General features: G+C 40.3%; 11 protein-coding genes. 8 read left to right on the top strand and 3 right to left on the bottom strand.

What is annotated here, in order from left to right; translation table 11 throughout:
- Positions 1–127: 127 nt before the first annotated feature.
- Positions 128–1,429, bottom strand: a complete 1,302-nt coding sequence (rseP, locus tag ABD985_RS19685) for an RIP metalloprotease RseP (RefSeq protein ID WP_345374772.1) — start codon at positions 1,427–1,429, stop codon at positions 128–130.
- Positions 1,430–1,549: 120 nt separating this feature from the next.
- Positions 1,550–2,704, bottom strand: a complete 1,155-nt coding sequence (locus ABD985_RS19680) for a 1-deoxy-D-xylulose-5-phosphate reductoisomerase (RefSeq protein WP_345374770.1) — start codon at positions 2,702–2,704, stop codon at positions 1,550–1,552.
- 341 nt (positions 2,705–3,045) lie between these two features.
- Between ABD985_RS19680 and gcvH the strand changes: the two genes are divergently transcribed.
- Both gcvH and ABD985_RS19670 read left to right on the top strand, forming a co-directional pair.
- On the top strand, positions 3,046–3,423 hold the full coding sequence (gcvH, locus tag ABD985_RS19675; RefSeq protein WP_345374768.1) for a glycine cleavage system protein GcvH: 378 nt from the start codon (positions 3,046–3,048) through the stop codon (positions 3,421–3,423).
- 331 nt (positions 3,424–3,754) lie between these two features.
- Positions 3,755–6,970, top strand: a complete 3,216-nt coding sequence (locus ABD985_RS19670) for a hypothetical protein (protein ID WP_345374767.1) — start codon at positions 3,755–3,757, stop codon at positions 6,968–6,970.
- 202 nt (positions 6,971–7,172) lie between these two features.
- Here the strand turns inward: ABD985_RS19670 and ABD985_RS19665 are convergent, their stop codons facing one another.
- Positions 7,173–8,444 carry a Glu/Leu/Phe/Val family dehydrogenase gene (locus ABD985_RS19665; protein ID WP_345374766.1) on the bottom strand — a complete coding sequence of 424 codons (1,272 nt, stop codon included), beginning with the start codon at positions 8,442–8,444 and terminating at the stop codon, positions 7,173–7,175.
- A gap of 481 nt (positions 8,445–8,925) precedes the next feature.
- Between ABD985_RS19665 and pbpC the strand changes: the two genes are divergently transcribed.
- The 6 genes from pbpC (at position 8,926) to lptC (ending at position 17,780) form a co-directional block, all read left to right on the top strand.
- Positions 8,926–11,250, top strand: coding sequence for a penicillin-binding protein 1C (pbpC, locus tag ABD985_RS19660; protein ID WP_345374765.1), 2,325 nt, complete (start codon positions 8,926–8,928; stop codon positions 11,248–11,250).
- A gap of 230 nt (positions 11,251–11,480) precedes the next feature.
- Complete coding sequence (locus tag ABD985_RS19655) at positions 11,481–13,301, top strand: cation:proton antiporter (RefSeq protein ID WP_345374764.1); 1,821 nt, start codon at positions 11,481–11,483, stop codon at positions 13,299–13,301.
- 122 nt (positions 13,302–13,423) lie between these two features.
- Positions 13,424–14,176, top strand: coding sequence for a type III pantothenate kinase (locus ABD985_RS19650; RefSeq protein ID WP_345374763.1), 753 nt, complete (start codon positions 13,424–13,426; stop codon positions 14,174–14,176).
- Positions 14,160–15,473, top strand: a complete 1,314-nt coding sequence (gene bamG / locus ABD985_RS19645) for a BamG family beta-barrel-assembly machinery protein (protein ID WP_345374762.1) — start codon at positions 14,160–14,162, stop codon at positions 15,471–15,473. Before ABD985_RS19650 ends, bamG begins: the two co-directional genes overlap by 17 nt.
- 18 nt (positions 15,474–15,491) lie before the next feature.
- On the top strand, positions 15,492–17,093 hold the full coding sequence (locus ABD985_RS19640; RefSeq protein ID WP_345374761.1) for a hypothetical protein: 1,602 nt from the start codon (positions 15,492–15,494) through the stop codon (positions 17,091–17,093).
- Positions 17,094–17,243: 150 nt separating this feature from the next.
- Complete coding sequence (gene lptC, locus ABD985_RS19635; RefSeq protein WP_345374760.1) at positions 17,244–17,780, top strand: LPS export ABC transporter periplasmic protein LptC; 537 nt, start codon at positions 17,244–17,246, stop codon at positions 17,778–17,780.
- Position 17,781: the final 1 nt, after the last annotated feature.

Here is a 17,781-nt window from a genome sequence, read left to right as displayed (position 1 = left end):
CTACCATCCCCCACAGTGGACTTGCACCACCTAGCCAAATACCATGCACGGCACACTAAAAAAAGCACGGACTAAAAATATAGTCCGTGCTTTTTACCTCAATGATATACTCAATCTCTGAAGCTATTTAAAACTGTCTTAGGATATCGTTCCAGGTTACCCATATCAATAACGCTAGCAATAGAATCATTCCGATTTGCTGAGCCGCAATTAATACTTTTTGAGAAGGCTTTTGTCCTGAGATCATTTCATAAGTCAAGAATACCACGTGTCCCCCATCCAAGGCTGGAATAGGTAGTAGGTTCATAAAGGCCAATACCATCGACAGTAGCCCTGTAATGTAAAGGAATTTCTTGATCATAATGGTTTTTCCATAAATCTGAGCCATTCCAACAGGTCCTGTCATGTTCTCGGAAGCATCAATCTTGTCGGTAAACATCTTCGCAAATGCTCCCAGCTGTAGAGCTACTACTCTGAAGGCGTCTTTTGTTCCTGCAGGAACAGCTTCTACCAAAGAGTATTGTTTATTGTCAAACTTAGGCAACTGCTCCAGTACAAAACCCAAACGCCCTTGCTCGCTCACAGGTGCTGCTACCGTATATAAACTTCCTTTACGCTCATATTGTAAGGTTACCTCTCCTCCTTTGTGCTCATCCAACAATTCCTTGAACTGGTAGAAGTCCACAATTTCGGTGCTATCCAAGCGTACGATATGGTCTCCTTTTTGCAAACCCGCCTTTTCAGCGCCCTGCCCAGCAGAAACCTCATTCACCACTACTGGCCAAATCGGACGAATAAATCCACCTCTTTTCTCCAGGTGCTTCAACAGATCTTGCGGTAAATCAACTTTAACTTCTTGTCCGCTTCGATCAACGGTGATATACTCCACATCCTCCGTGATGAGGATATGCCCCAAGTCGTTGAACTTCTCTAGTGTCTGTCCATTATAATTTACAAATCGGTCTCCCGTTTGGAACCCTATCTCTTCCATATACTCATTGGCATAAAGTCCTGCTTCATTCACGGACTTCATACTCAAATAGTCCGTGCCATAGGCATACTTAATCCCTACAAAGATGACCACTCCGGTGATCACATTCATAATAATTCCCCCTAACATGACAATCAATCGTTGCCATACGGGCTTGGCACGAAACTCCCAAGGCTGAGGTTCTGACTCCATTTGTTTCGTATCCAGAGACTCGTCGATCATCCCAGATATTTTCACAAATCCTCCCAAAGGAATCGCTCCTAATCCATACTCTGTTTCTCCCCACTTAAAGCTTACAATCTTTGGAGGAAAGCCTATAAAGAATTTTTCTGCTTTCATTCCAAAGGCCTTTGCTGCCAACAGGTGCCCCAACTCATGCAAGGCTACCAAAACCGATAGGCCAAACAAAAACTGGGCAATCATAATTACGGTTCCCATATATCTTTTTTTCGTTTAATGAATATTCGTTGCTAGAGAATAGTTGGTGGTGATTAGTGGTTAGTGGTTAATGATTAGTCCATAATTCACTGCTTACTTCTCACTGTTCACTGTTCACTGCTAACTCCCATAGGTTGCAGCTACTCGTCTCGCCTCTTTATCAGTCTCAATATAGTCCTGTAAAGTTGGATGCGCTATAAATGCCACTTTTTGCATACAAGCCTCATTCAGCTCCGCCAACTCCAGGAACTTAATCTCGTCGTTTAAGAAACGCTGAACAGCTACTTCATTGGCCGCATTCAGGATACAAGCCATATTACCTCCTTTTTCCAAAGCATCAAAAGCCAATTGTAAATTTCTGAAGGTTTCCTTATCTGGTTGCTCAAAAGTAAGGTTAGGATAGTCCAAAAAGCTGAAACGCTCAAAATTGGAAGGTAAACGGTTCGGGTATCCAATGGCATACTGAATAGGTAATTTCATATCCGGCAACCCTAGCTGCGCCTTGATACTTCCGTCCTCAAACTGCACCAAAGAATGTATGATCGACTGTGGGTGCACTACAACATCAATCTGTTCTGGCGTCAAGTCAAATAACCATTTGGCTTCAATCACCTCCAGGCCTTTATTCATTAAGGAAGCAGAATCAATCGTAATTTTTGCTCCCATATCCCAGTTAGGGTGTTTCAAAGCCTGCTCTTTAGTTACTTGTGCCAGATCAGCTCTTTTTCTTCCTCTAAATGGCCCTCCAGAAGCTGTCAGGATTATTTTTTCTATAGGGTTTGACTCTTCTCCAATCAGGCATTGGTATATTGCTGAGTGCTCCGAGTCTACCGGATGAATATGCACTCCTTTCTGACGGGCTTGTTCCATCACAATTTCTCCAGCCACGACCAATGTTTCTTTATTAGCCAAGGCAATATCCATTCCACGGTCAATAGCCTTAAGCGTTGGGAGCAAACCAGCATAGCCTACCAAAGCAGTTAGTACGATATCTGCATTAGTCATCTCCATAACCTCCGTCAAGGCAGACTCTCCTGCAAATACTTGAATTCCCTTACTAGCCAAGGCGTCCTTTACCTCTACATACTTTTCTTCATTTCCAATCACTACAAAGGATGGTGTAAACTCCAAACTTTGCTCAATCAACAAGGAAGCATTATTACCCGCTGTCAACACATCAATTTCAAACTGCTCTGCATGCGCTCTAACTACGTCCAATGTTTGGGTTCCAATAGAGCCTGTAGAGCCCAAAACCGCAATCTTTTTCTTTCCCATTTCCTGTAAAAAATAGATGATCTCTTATATGTCCCGGAAAGCGTCTTTTCCGAATAATTTATTGCATTGTATTTCTGAAGTAAAGATGCTTCATTCCACAATTTATTAAAAGTCTTGACTGGAAAACCTTTATAAAGTAACCGTTTTGGAAGAAGATGGTTTTAGTGGCTTTGATTGGGGGTACCACAAGAGGTGCCCCTACTTTTTACCTATTACCTTTTACCTATTACCTTTCTTTGTTTTTTTAGCGATTATCCGTTTCTTTGATTCGTCTTTGAGTCACTCTTGACAAGACGCATTCAGCCACTTTATAAACATCAAAGTAATAACGCTCGAAAATCATGAATTTTCCGGAGGAACTAAAGTACACGAAAGATCACGAATGGGTAAAAATCGACGGTGAATTTGCCTATGTAGGTATTACTGACTTTGCTCAAAAAGAACTAGGAGATATCGTTTATGTTGATATTTCTGAGGAAGGTGAAGAAGTAGACCTTGGTGAGGTATTTGGATCAGTAGAAGCGGTAAAAACTGTTTCTGACCTATTCATGCCTTTGTCAGGTGAAATCGTAGAGGTAAACGAGGGACTTGAGGATGCTCCTGAGACCGTTAACTCTGACCCTTACGGAGACGGATGGATGATCAAAATCAAACTTACCAATGATGCTGAAGTAGCAGATCTATTGGACGTTGCGGCTTACAAAGACCTCATCGCCTAAATAGACTGTTCTTTGACGAAGTTTACTCACTTCAAAGAAGACTTCTAGAAGAAAACACAAAAAAGATGCTCAGGAAACGATAATCGTTTTTGAGCATCTTTTTTTGTGTATCCTAGTCAATGTAATCGACGGGCACCCACGAGGGGACTCCGACCTTCCTTTTTGGTAGTAATCGACGGGCACCCACAAGGGATGCCCTTACTTTTTACCTTTTACCTATTACTTTTTAACGTATATTTGAGATACAAACTCAAGTACTACGCTACAGTTTCTGTACACTTTTTGCACTACATCAAAAGGATAAAAGCATTCCTAAAATATATTAGTAATTATGGTGGCAAATCTTTCTCTCAAGCTTCTAAGAATCAGTGTTTTTTTATTTTTCGCCCTCAGTATAACTGCTTTCTGTCATGCCCAACATATTATTATCAATGACAATGCCCGTTATACAAATCAACAATTAGTCACTCTACAGCTCAATTATGATGTGCCAAAGGAGATGAGAATTGGGAACTCTGAGTACTTGCTAGAAAGTGCAGAATGGCTTCCTTTTCAATCAGAAATCCCTTGGGAGCTCTCTGAGAACGATGAAACAAAAACTGTTTATGTACAATTCCGGAATGTTAAAGACAAAATATCCCCTGTTTTCAGTTCTAAAATAATTTTAGACACTACTCCCCCTGAACGCTGTGCCCTCTACTATGAGAGAGGAGTACATGCCAACACCACCGCGCTGAATTTTAAGTTATATGGACAAGGTGCTTCAGAGGTGATGCTCAGTAATACGGAAGACTTTTCAGAGAGTTTTTGGGTCCCTTTTAATGAGCTATATTATAACTGGCGTGTTCCTGAAGGAGATGGAGAAAAAACGGTATATGCCAAGTTCAAGGATCAAGCTGGCAACATCTCTCCTATCAAAAGTTGTCAGGTAATCGTAGATCGCCTACCCCCAAAAGCCCTCAACGTTGAAGTAGAGTCTCCCTATCTAATTGTCGATTCTGCTCGCCATATGGGACATCTTGCGCATACTGCTGTCGTCAATCTAAAACTCAAGGCAGAAGGAGCTGAGTTCATGAAGCTAAATCATACGCCTTCCTTTACCAATGAACGTTGGAGGTTATATCAGGAAGAGTTTAAGGAATGGGTAATCCCTGAGTTTCCACAACAAGAGGTTTACTATAAAGTTTACGCTCTTTTCCGAGACAAAGCTGGTAATGAAAGTGAGCCTATTCATACCACCATATATGTGGATAACCTTCCTCCTGCCAGTAATACGGTATATATTAACCAAGATAAGCCTGCTACAAATACTCCTGAGGTGACACTTTACCTCAACTCCAATGGTGCCCATGAGATGCAAATCAGCCATGATTCCCTGTTTACCAACAAACCATGGATTTCCTTTCAAGATAAAATAACATGGACACTGGATACGCTAAATCTTAATACTGATAAGGTTGTTTATGCTCGATTTAGAGATAAAGCACATAATATCTCTAAGATTGTTCACGACTACATCACCTATGACAATATTCCTCCTCAAAATTGTAAGGTTGTCTTGCTTAATGAGTACAAACGTAGTTATCAACCTTATATTCAGGTAAAACTTCGCTCAGAAGATGCCCATTACTTCAAAATAGGAACCGAGGAGAACTTTGCCCAGCAAGAATGGAAATCCTATACCCCTAGTGCCTTTTCTATCCATATTGGAGAAGGTGGATATGGGGAAAAGACCGTCATCGTACAGTTTCAAGATGCTGTAGGCAATAACACTAAGCGCTTTACAGAAAAGATCACCTATGCACAGGTTGCCAATCTATATGAAGTGCACCTGGATCAACGTAATTATTTCTGTACCAACCCACAGCGAGAGGTTACCGTAGATCTTAAGACGCAAAATGCTCACGAAATGATGGTGGCCAATACGCCAGACTTTAGAGGAGCTGTTTGGCAACCCTTTCAAGCTTCTTTTCCCTGGACACTTTCAGAAGGAGATGGCCTCAAAACAGTATATGCCAAAGTGAGGAGTATCTCCCATGACCAGAGTGAAGTACTTCAAAGTACTATTGTATTAGACGCTACAGCTCCCACCTCTCCACAAATACGACTCAAGCCACTCACTTTTGGAGAGCGTCTTTCTGGGGAAAGGGATATTATCATACAACTTTCCTCTATTGATGCAGACCTCATGCAGATCAGTGAGGACAGCAACTTTAGTGGGAAAAACTGGCGCTCATTTAGCAGCTTCCCTTTTTATTACGCCTTTAAGAATAAAACCGAAGGAAAACGTACACTTTTCTTCCGCTTCAAAGATACTGCAGGCAATATTAGTAAGACCTCTCAAGGTACTATCACCTTGGACTTCACTCCTCCTTTGGACCCATACATTGGAATTGTAGAGAAAAAAGATGAGCTTCTTCCTGTACTTTCTAATATGCCCAAAAGTGGTAATATACGTACCGTAACGGTCAATGCACATGCTGCAGGCGCCAAGGAAATGAAAATAGCGGAAGATCTTCGATGGAGAAATACACAATGGCAACCCTATGCACAAAGTGTTGAGCTTACGCTGTCAGAAGGCAGTTCTGAAAAAAGAGTATTGGCACAATTCCGTGATTCTTTAGGGAATGTATCCCGACTTATACAAGATCACATCCTCATTGACCAGCAACCACCAATGCTCACTACTTTGGAGATCCATGATCCCAATATTACCACCAAAGGAAAAATCGTCAAGCTTAAACCTAAAGCCCAAGGAGCACATCTTCTGCTTGTGGGAGAAACCGAGGATTTTGCCAATGCTCGTGTATTTAAATATCCCATAGGACCTATCGACTGGGAGTTTGTGGGGGAAGAAGGTAGAAAAATCCTTTACTACAAGTTCATGGACTACTCTGGCAATGCCTCACCTACCCAAGAACTTTCTGTACTACTAGATACAGAAGCTCCTAAAAATGGGCGTATACAAATTAATCAAGGCGAAGCGCTAACCAACGAACGTCTCCTCTCTCTACAACTAAATATAGAAGAAGGAAGTGAGATGATTATCAGCGATAGACCTAACTTTCCACTTCCTGCCCGATGGGAGCCTTACCAAGCGGAAAAGAGCTGGAAACTTGATGATTTTGATGGCCCGCATACCCTCTATGTCAAGTTTAGGGATGATGCATTAAATGAAAGTCCCGTTTACCACAGTAAGATTATCCTGGACCAGACACCACCACTTATAGCGGGCTATCATATCTATAAAGAAAGAATAGATGAAGAAGAATTTGAGGGTAGAACTTTTGTCCAAAAGAGAAAGTTAGAGTACCTCAACGCCAAGGAGCAAAGTAGAGAAGTCACCGTACATGTCAATGCCTCTGAGGATACGGAGTTTGTCCAAATCTCTTTGTCTGAGAACTTTGACGGTGCTGAATGGAAACCTTATCGTCCTCTTTTCCAATGGACTATTTCGGGTATGGGCAACATCCCTGTATACCTCCGCTTCAAAGATCATGTTGGTAATGTCAGCAGTACTTATCAACAAAAGTTTTATATATTCTAGGTTATTGCATCGTTGAACTGAGCGAAGCTCAATACAACGATGCAACAATCTATTTTTCATTCTTCACTTTTCATTCCTCATTAAAAAAGCCATGTCGGAAATCCGGCATGGCTTATATTGTCTGTATTGTTTATGGAAGCGTTTTTTCAAACACGGTAAGGTTAAAGGATTAGTACATCTTGGGGGATAATCCCCCAAAGAATTAATACCCTCCTCTCAACTTATAAGTTTCTGCTACCTTGCGAATCGCTACGATATAAGAAGCAATACGTAAAGAAACATCATATTCTTGAGCAGCATCATAAACACGCTCAAAAGCATCTTTCATAATTCTATCACTTCTACGGTTTACACGTTCAGCGGTCCACTTGTATCCCAAACGGTTTTGGATCCACTCAAAGTAAGATACCGTTACCCCTCCTGCGTTAGCTAGGATATCTGGTACTACCACAATTCCTTTATCATTAATGATTTTGTCGGCTCTTGCTCCTGTAGGTCCGTTAGCACCTTCTACGATCAATTTCGCTTTGATCTTATCAGCATTGTGGTAAGTAATTACGTCCTCCTTTGCAGCAGGCACCAGTACGTCCACATTACTAACCAACAACTCTTCATTGGTAATTGGCTCTCCACCTGAGAAACCTTCCAAAGAACCATTGTCCGCTCTATATGCAATTGCAGCCTGAATATCCAAACCTTTTTCGTTCCAGTAAGCACCGGTGTGATCACTGATTCCCAAGATTTTCAACCCTCTTTCTTCCAAAAGAACTGCTGCGTTACTTCCTACGTTACCAAATCCCTGAATAGCACAAGTAGATTGAGTAGGGTTCATTCCCAAACGTTGCATGGCTGCCAAAGCAGATACCATTACTCCACGTCCTGTAGCTTCTACTCTACCCAATGATCCCCCTAAGACCAAAGGCTTACCCGTTACTACTCCGTTCACTGTTTTACCTTGTGCTTTAGAGTATTCATCCATGATCCATGCCATCACCTGAGAATTTGTTCCCATATCAGGAGCTGGAATATCACGGTCTTCACCAAATACCTCATTCATCGCTACGGTATAAGCTCGTGTCAAACGCTCTAGTTCTCCCTGAGACATTTTCCATGGCTCACACTTGATTCCCCCTTTGGCACCACCGTATGGAATATCCACAACGGCACATTTCCAAGTCATCCAAGCGGCTAATGCTTTTACCTCATCAATATTCACTTCCGGATCAAAACGGATACCACCTTTAGAGGGGCCCAATGTATTGGAGTGAATTACTCTATATCCTTCAAAGACCTTCTTTGTCCCATCATCCATGGTAATAGGTAAAGATACCGCTACCTGTTTTGCTGGGCTTTTTAGTACTTCATAGGTTTCTTGGTCAAGTCCCAATTTCTCAGCAGCGATATTGAATCGCTCCATCATTGACTCAAATGGATTCTCCTTATCTTTAATAGGAGCCGGTTCTATATATGCCATGGTTGTTATCTGTGCTTAATAAGTGATTAGAAGTATAAGTTCTATCGATTTATCTACTTGATTTAAGTGTAAGTTTTACGCTACAAATGTAAACTAATTTTAGATATTTCAATATCTGATCATAAAAAATTTATATTTTTATTCCATATCATTAACAGGGAGAAATCTAATTAGTTATTTTTTAGTATGAAAAATAATTAAAAACAAGCCTTTATAATAAAGTGTATAATTTACAGATCAACCTTTTAACCTATAAATAAAATGGAAATCACGAATGATTCCGGTATAATATTTCGCATTTAATTCTACGGCTCTTTTATTAAGGATAAAGGAGAAAATTAAATCCCTTATCCTTTTTTACCCATTACCTTTTGCTTTTTACCTTTTCCCTAGTCTCTGTGGGCACAGCATTCCTATTTTGGTGGAAATAATCTTATTTTATATTTTTAGAATACAACACCTATGATTTAACTTTTCTGCTGTGAAAACATCCCTGAGAATCTCTAAATTATTTTTCCGTTATCGCCACTTTTTATATATGAGTGGAGGGATACTTCTTATCTTAATAGTATTGCACCTTGCGTTTCCTTTTAAGCCTTCTATCTCTTACTCTACGGTATATACCTCCAGGGAAGGTTCTGTGCTAGGTGCCACTCTCAACAATACCGATAAGTGGCGCATGGAAGTTCAATTGGAAGATGTTTCTGAAGAACTCATTACAGCTATCCTCTTTAAGGAGGATCGTTTTTTTTACTACCACTTAGGTGTCAATCCTTTATCCATCATTAGAGCATTAAGTAATAATATACTACAGCAAAAGGTAACTTCTGGGGCTTCTACCATCAGTATGCAAGTGGTACGACTACTCACTCCCAAGCCTAGAACACTAGGAAATAAAATCATAGAAGCGATTCATGCCATACAGTTGGAGCTCTCCTTTTCTAAAAAAGAAATTCTGGAAATGTACCTTAACCTCATTCCCTATGGAGGAAATATCGAGGGTGTGAAAGCGGCTTCCTTGTTATACTTTGATCAATCTCCCAAGCAACTAAGTTTATCCCAAGCTACTATTCTGGCGATTATTCCCAACCGCCCCACTAGTTGGAGAATTGGTCAGGACAATCAAGCTATACAAGAAGGAAGGGATAAATGGCTACGGACATTTGAGGAAGCAGCTCTTTTTCCCAAAACATCTATCGCTACAGCATTTGATGAGCCTGTAAATACCTATCGAAGGAATATTGTAAAAAAAGCTCCCCATTTAACCCGTTGGTTAGGTCGAAAGTTTCAGAAAACATCAAAAGTCAACACCACAATTGACGCTTCACTACAGTTCCAAACCCAAACGCTGACCAAAAGGTATGTACAAAAGCTACACCATTATGGGATTCATCAAGCGGCAGTACTTGTTATTGACAACGAGCATAGAGAAGTGTTGGCCTATGTAGGCTCAGCTGACTTTCACAATAATCGTTTTAGTGGTCAAATTGATGGAGTAAGGGCATTGAGATCACCTGGTAGTACTTTAAAGCCTTTTATCTATGGAATGGCTTTTGACCAAGGGATCTATACACCACAACAAAAAGTGCTGGATGTGGAAACCCATTTTAAGAACTACTCTCCAAAAAACTATGACAACCATTTTCATGGAAGTGTCAGCATAGCTGCTGCCTTACAACAGTCCTTGAATATCCCAGCGGTGAAAGCCTTAGACAAAGTGGGGTTATACCCATTTATACAAGCACTTAAAAAAAATGGATTTGAAAGCATTGGAAAACAAGAACATCGACTGGGGTTGTCATTAGCCCTGGGTGGATGTGGAGTAAAATTGCTAGAAGTAACCAACTTATATGCTAGTTTGGCTAATAAGGGAACTTATATGCCACTGCGCTTCCTATTATCAGAGCAACCGACTACACCTCAAACATCTCAAGCTGTAGTTAGTGAAGCCTCTGCATACATGTTGCAAGATATTCTAACCGAAGTAAAAAGACCTGACTTTCCTCAGCAGTTCCTAGAGAAAAGTAACCTTCCAAAGATTGCATGGAAAACAGGCACCTCCTATGGCAGGAAAGATGCTTGGAGCGTAGGTTTCAACAAACGCTATACCATAGGGGTATGGGTGGGGAACTTTGACGGACAAGGAGTATATCGACTCACTGGAGCACAAGCTGCCGCTCCTTTATTATTTGAACTATTCAAGGCTATTGACTCTAATGCCAGTCGCTCACAAGCTTTTTCTTACCCTGAAAGATTACAGGAAAGAGACGTTTGTGCTGTCAGTGGGAAAATCCCTGAGTTCTTTTGTGATAAAACGGTTGTAGACTATTACATTCCTCAAGTATCACCCACACAAAAGTGTACGCATATGCACTATGTATTTACCTCAGAAGATGATATGCATAGCTACTGTTCCGATTGCTTACCTTATAATGGGTATAAAAGAACATTATACCCGAACTATTCTCCTGCACTCATTGCCTATTATCAGAAAGAAAATATTCCCTTTGAGCACACACCCCCTCACCTGAATAGCTGCAAAGCCGTACTCAGCGATCATCCTCCTACCATTACCTCTCCATTAGATCGCCGTACCTATATTACAGGAGGAGAAGCAGTCCAATTATCTTTGGAATGTCAAACTAATCAAGAAGTAGAATATGTATATTGGTACATAAATGATCAGCTACTAAAAAAGGTAGACAGTCAAGAGGCTCTTTTCTTCACTCCTCCAAAAGGAGAGGTGAAAATTTCCTGTAGCGATGATAAAGGCCGAAACACAGACATCTATATTACTGTTATATAAGCTGCCGAGTTAACTTTTGTTTATCGGTTAATTAAGTTTTCCAATAAAAATAAAGGTACTACTTCCAAATGGAGGAGGAAGGAAAAATAACTATTCAAGGTTTCTATTCCTTTATCCTTTATCCTTTATCCTTAAACCGATTGAAAGTAGCACTTAGTGATAAGTTTACTTAGCAGTCAATGCACTAAATTGATATAAGACTACTCCAACACACGATAATACTTGAAGATATGATTGAAATTTCTGGAATTTTAGTATTAGGATTTTTTGCACAATGGCTTGCCTGGAGGGTTAAGGTGCCTGCCATCTTACCTCTGATCATTATTGGTTTAATGATCGGTCCCCTTTCCAGTATCATTCTGGGAGAGGGAAATAAGTTCATTGATGGAGATATGATCTTCCAAGGTGATATGCTATTTGATGTGGTGGGGTTATCTGTAGGACTTATTCTATTCGAAGGAGGGCTTACCTTAAAAATCAAAGAGATCAAAACACTAGCCCATACCGTTCGCAACCTTATTATTGTGGGAACTGTGGTCACCCTCATTGGAGGGGGAATAGCCCTACATTACATTATGGGCTACTCCTGGCATATTTCCTTTTTGTTTGGCGCGCTGATTGTTGTGAGTGGCCCAACCGTTATTGGCCCTATTCTACGTAATGTCCGTGCCAATAATAATATTGCTACTATTCTGAAATGGGAAGGTATTCTTATAGACCCTGTAGGCGCACTGGCAGCCATTCTGATTTATGAATTTATTATCAGTGGACAGGCAGACCAATACTTCACACTTTTCGCTCTTCAAGGGTTTATGATTACTGTCCTCGTAGGACTTATTGTTGGAAGTTTATCCGCTAGTCTCATCTATTTATTACTACGTAGACAAATGATCCCACATTATCTTCGGAATACTATTATCCTAGGGATTGTGATTCTCACTTTTGGATTATCAGATATGTTACACGAAGAGTCTGGACTATTAGCGGTAACTATCTCAGGGATGATTATAGGGAATACCCGTTTGGAGGAACTCAAGCATATCTTATCCTTTAAGGAAGATGTAACGATTATTCTTATATCCTTCTTATTTGTCATGCTCTCCTCTCGTATCGATATGGCCGACCTATACTCATTATTGAATATTAAAATTCTAATGCTCTTTCTGATAATCGTCTTTATCTTACGTCCAATTGTTGTATTTATCAGTACCTATAATTCTACCTTAACCTGGAGAGAGCGATTATTCATTGCTTATATCTGTCCACGAGGAATCGTTGCTGCTGCAGTGGCGTCCCTTTTCTCTGTAAAATTATCAGATGGATCTTTCCAAGGTATTATCTCAGCAGAACAGGCAGAGGAGGCTAAAATGCTTTTACCCCTAACCTTTATGACTATCGTAGGAACTGTTGTACAACAAGGACTTACTGCTAAAAAGGTTGTAGAGCTCCTAGGAGTTGGACGGGTAACGCCCAATGGCATTCTATTTTTAGGGGCCAATGAAACTGCTCGCTATCTGGCCAAGTTCCTACATTCCAAAGGTATCCCCGTGATGTTATGTGATACATCCGCCTACAATATTCGGGAAGCTCGGAATCTTCTACTTCCTGTTTATGAAGGAAGTATTCTTAATGATAAAGCGTTAGAAGAAATTGACTTCTCACAGTACGGGCAAATGTATGCCACTACCTCCAATAGCGATATCAATATGATGGCTACTCGTATGATCGGAAGAGAGATCGGAAGCCATAATACCTATCGTCTTATTACGAATGCCGAACAGAAAAAAGTAGGGCCTGCTCCTGCTAACGTTCTTTTTGGTGGACAATATGATTTTATAGGTATTACACAGTTTATTCGTACACGTCCAACTTTTGTCGAGAAAAAAGTGCAAAACAACCAAGAGTTTATTGAGTTATTGCAAAAAAAATCCGTCAAAGTTCCTTTGTTTCTCATTTCCAGCAACCAAGCCGTCACCCCTATTAGCCAACTAGAACCGATGCAACAAGAAATACAAGAAGGAGACACCGTTGTATATTTTGCTGTCGAATAATGTCCTCCCCTTTAGCATTAAATTTATTTAACATTTAATAATGTTAAATCTAAAGTTTCCTGTGCGCAGTCCTTATAAAATTTGTAATATTGACTGTTAGGATTTTACCATTTTTTGGAAGAATGATGAAGGCAGGCAAGGACGCTCTTTATAGAGCGACAATTGACTTTGGAAATACATATGGAAAGGTAGGCATCTTTTATAAAGATGAATTGATCAAGGTTTATTCAAGGCTCACAGCATCCGATGTAAAAAATTGTTTGCAAAACTATGTCATCGAGGAAGCGATTATCTGTAATGTTGGAGAAAATAAGGATTTTTTAACAGAGGAGCTTCTGACCTTTATCCCTTTTGTGATGTCTTTTAACCATAAGACGTCTCTTCCAATACACAACTTATATACCACTCCTCATACGCTAGGTCTGGATAGACTGGCAGGCGTGATGGGTGCAAAAGTACATTTTCCTGAGGATGCTTGTCTGGTTATTGATATGGGGACATGTGTTACCTTTGACTTTATTGACGAACACAACCAATATCACGGCGGCAGTATTTCTCCTGGTCTTAGCATGCGTTTTAAAGCTCTGGAAGCGTTTACAGCTCGTTTACCGCTATGTTCTACCAATCCTGAAATAGGATTAATAGGAAATAGTACGGAGCAAAGTATACAATCTGGCGTTTACCACGGTTTAAAGGCAGAAATCATAGGGATCATCCAACATTATCAGGAAAAATTTGGCAAAATCAAGGTAATCCTGTGTGGTGGAGACGGAATTTACTTTGAAAAAGCTTTAAAACCTTTCATCTTTGCAGACTACCATTTAATCCACTATGGGTTAAATAGAATTTTACGGACGAATGAAAAAAATTTATAGTTTACTTATACTAGCCTCTGTATTTTTTAGCTATCAGGCCAAGGCACAGATTGCCAATTCTCCCTACTCTATTCTGGGTACGGGAAAAATCCTTGGACTAGGAGGAATTCGTAATCAAGCTATGGGAGGCGCGGGTGTCAGTATGGGAAGTACTCAGCAAGCCAATATGTTAAACCCGGCTTTATTGACCTACAACAAATACTACACCCAATTCGAAGCCGCTTATTATTTGGAGCGCAGAAACCTTTCACAGGAAGGCTTGCCGTCTCAGCATGACATAGGAGGAAACATCAGTTACTTCCACTTTGCCATGCCACTGACTAAATGGTGGAGTATGGGGTTTGGGCTTCGTCCAATTACTTCTATTAATTACACCATTAATAGTATTGAGCCTATCGCCAATGATAATGATGCTATCGTAGAGTACTATAATAGACAAAAACTTGGAGAGGGAGGGGTAAATCAAATTTATTTTGGACACTCTTTTGACCTTGGAAAATATATCACAGTCGGTATTGAAGGAGATTTCGTCTTTGGTAATATCGACAAACGCTTTAAGTCAAGCTTAATCGGCTCGACTACCGCAAACAACACCAGTAAACTGGAAAGAGTTAATCATCGACAGTTTACCTATAAACCAGGCGTGTTGTTTAAGATTCCTTTAGCGGATGAAGGCAAGAAAAGAATCAATATCGGTGGTACGTATCAACCAAAGATGGATTACAAATTTGAATCAAGTGTTGTGATTATACGTTCTACGACTATTGATACTCCTATTGATCTGGATACGTTGACGTTCAATGATGAATTGAAGCAAACATTTCCAGAGGTGTATACTGCAGGTATCAGCTATGAGCATGCAGGAAAGCTAAGTGTAGGAGTAGATTATGAGTTGAAACAACTGGATGATCAAGAGGTTTTCGATAACAGCAACTCGGTATCCTTTTTCCAATTAAGCAGAGCTGAGCGTATCAGTGTTGGTGGTGAATATACACCTGACTTTATGTCGGCTACAAGCTATTGGAAACGAATCACCTGGAGAGGTGGTTTTAAATATGAAACATTGGACTATAAAAAACCATTCAATGAGCAACTGGAAGGCCGCTCACTGGAGGATTATAGTTTCAACATTGGTGTTTCTTTCCCTATGATTAAGAGTTTCTCAGCCCTATCATTGGCTGGTGAGTATGGATGGACTGAAGACGACCTGGGAGAGGGCATCAGAGAAGAATATTTCAGAGTACAACTTGGACTAACAATAAACGATCGCTGGTTCCTTAAACGAAGAGTGAATTAAAAACAGATTATCATTATTATGAAAAAGTTTGGAAGCATCCTTTTACTATTCTTTTTAGTAACAAACCTGACTAACGCTCAGGAAGATGCGCAGGCAAATGCGACATCAATGAAAACAGAAACAGCAGCAGACGGCTCTGAGAAAAAAGGCTGTGATGACAAAGGCTGGTGCTGGGGAGAAGACGTTCAGACATCAAAAGAGAAGTATACCTTCATGTCTGACGAAATCAAGGCAAAAAGATACGAGTCTGCCAAGGCTTCTTTGGACTGGTTATTGGCAAATGACCCTTACCTTCATAAAAACCTTTACATCAAAGGCTTGAAAGTGTATAAGGCATTGGCTAGTAAAGCAGCAAAAGCAAAAGATCCAAAAGAGTCGGAGTACGAGGACATGGTACTTAAGCTTTACGATATGAGAACTAAATACTTTGGAAAAGGGGATAAAAACCTTTCTTACCAAGGGATGTACTACTATCGTTACCTAAGTGACCGCCCTACATTTGATGACAACTTGGACAAGCACTTGGCTTTCTACGAAGAGGTAGCTGAAGCAGAAGGTAAAGAAGATGCAAACTACAGTAACGTTCAGTCACACATGGCAATCGCTACTAAGTTGGCATTGAACTTCAAAAACCAAGAAATCAAGTTCAGAAACCTTGACGCGGTAAAAGCACAACGTAGTATCATCCTAACTTGGGAGCCATACTTGGAAGATGCACAGCAAGGCGCTACGGCAAAAGAAAAAGTAGACGCAGCTAAAGCTGAGTTGGTAAGATTGGAAGAAGAGTTCAAGACTACAGACGCAGAATACAACAAGTATGCTACATACAATGTAGACTGGTACATGGATAAGTACAGTGCAATGGCAGAAGTGATCGATTACAACATCGAGAACGATAAAGACAAGTATAAGCCAAAGTGGGAGTCTGTAAAGTCTACCATTGACAGCAAAATGCTTCCTGCAATTGTAAAAATCGATGAGGATTTCGTAAACAACATCTATGGTCCTATCTTCGAGGCTAACAAAACAGATGTTAAAGTAGCGAAAAACATGATGAAGTACTGTCTAATCGCTAAGTATGTAGACAGCCCATACTTCCTAGAAGCTTCTGTAAATGTATTCAACAGCGAGCCAGACGCAGGTCTTGCAAACGTAATTGCAAAGCAATATGCTTCTAAGGACTCTCTAAGCAAGGCAATGGACTACATGAACAAGTCTATTGAGCTTTACGAAGAGAACCCTGCGAAAAAGGCAGAAGCGTTGATCTCTCTTGCGAAGTTCAAGAACAGAGCTGGACAAAAGTCTGCTGCTAGAGCTGATGCTTTGGAAGCTGCTAAGGTTGACGAGTCTATGGCTGCTGAAGCTTACACTTTGATTGGTGACCTATACTACGGTTCTTACAAAGATTGTTTCGATATCAAAGACGAAGTAAAATCAAGAGCATGTTACCTAGCTGCTTACGATATGTACTCTAGAGCAGGAAACTCTGCGAAGATGGCTGAAGTAAAACAACAGTTCCCATCTATGGCAGACATCTTCCAGCAAGGATACGAAGCTGGTAAGCCTATTCAGGTAGGATGTTGGATTGGTGGTACTACGATCATCCGTAAGAGACCATAATTCCAGCTACACTAGCTTAAGAATATAATGATAAGGGTCTGCAGCAATTATGCTGCAGACCTTTTTAATTTTATTTAAGTACTTTATACTCCAATTGTTGCAAAAGGAATTGTACTTTTGCGCATATCTTATTCACTATTTTTTTACACCATGAAAAATAAGCTGATCTCACTACTTTTATTAGGAGCTATCTTTGGAGGATGTCAAAAAACAAAAACAAAGAAAGAGCTGTCCTTAATGCTGGATCCCAACACACCAGAATATATGTCTAAAAATGTCGTGATGACTGTAACGGAAAACACCAAGCTCAATATGAAAATGGAGGCAGCTTTACAGTTACGCTACAGCGATGGCAATGAGCACTTTCCGGAAGGTATTTTTATCACGACTTACGACCCCAAGGGAGAGAAGCAGTCTACTCTAGTGGCTGACAGCGCCATTTACTACGAAAAAGAACACGTCTATAAAGCGATGGGAAATGTTGTCCTTATCGATCTGAACAAAGAGCAAACCTTAGAAACAGATACCCTAAATTACAATAAGAATAATGGGGATATATATACTGACACTAAAGTTAAAATCACCGCAGACGGACTAATTACTTATGGTACTGGACTAAAAGCCAATCAGCATAATCCAGATGATTATGAAATCCTTAATGTAGAAGGGTCTGCTTATATTGATTAAT

Origin of the sequence: Algivirga pacifica, from assembly GCF_039543525.1 — a bacterium.
GTDB lineage: Bacteria > Bacteroidota > Bacteroidia > Cytophagales > Flammeovirgaceae > Algivirga > Algivirga pacifica.
Note: the sequence above shows the minus strand (reverse complement) of the source record. Positions and strands in the feature narration are given on the sequence as shown.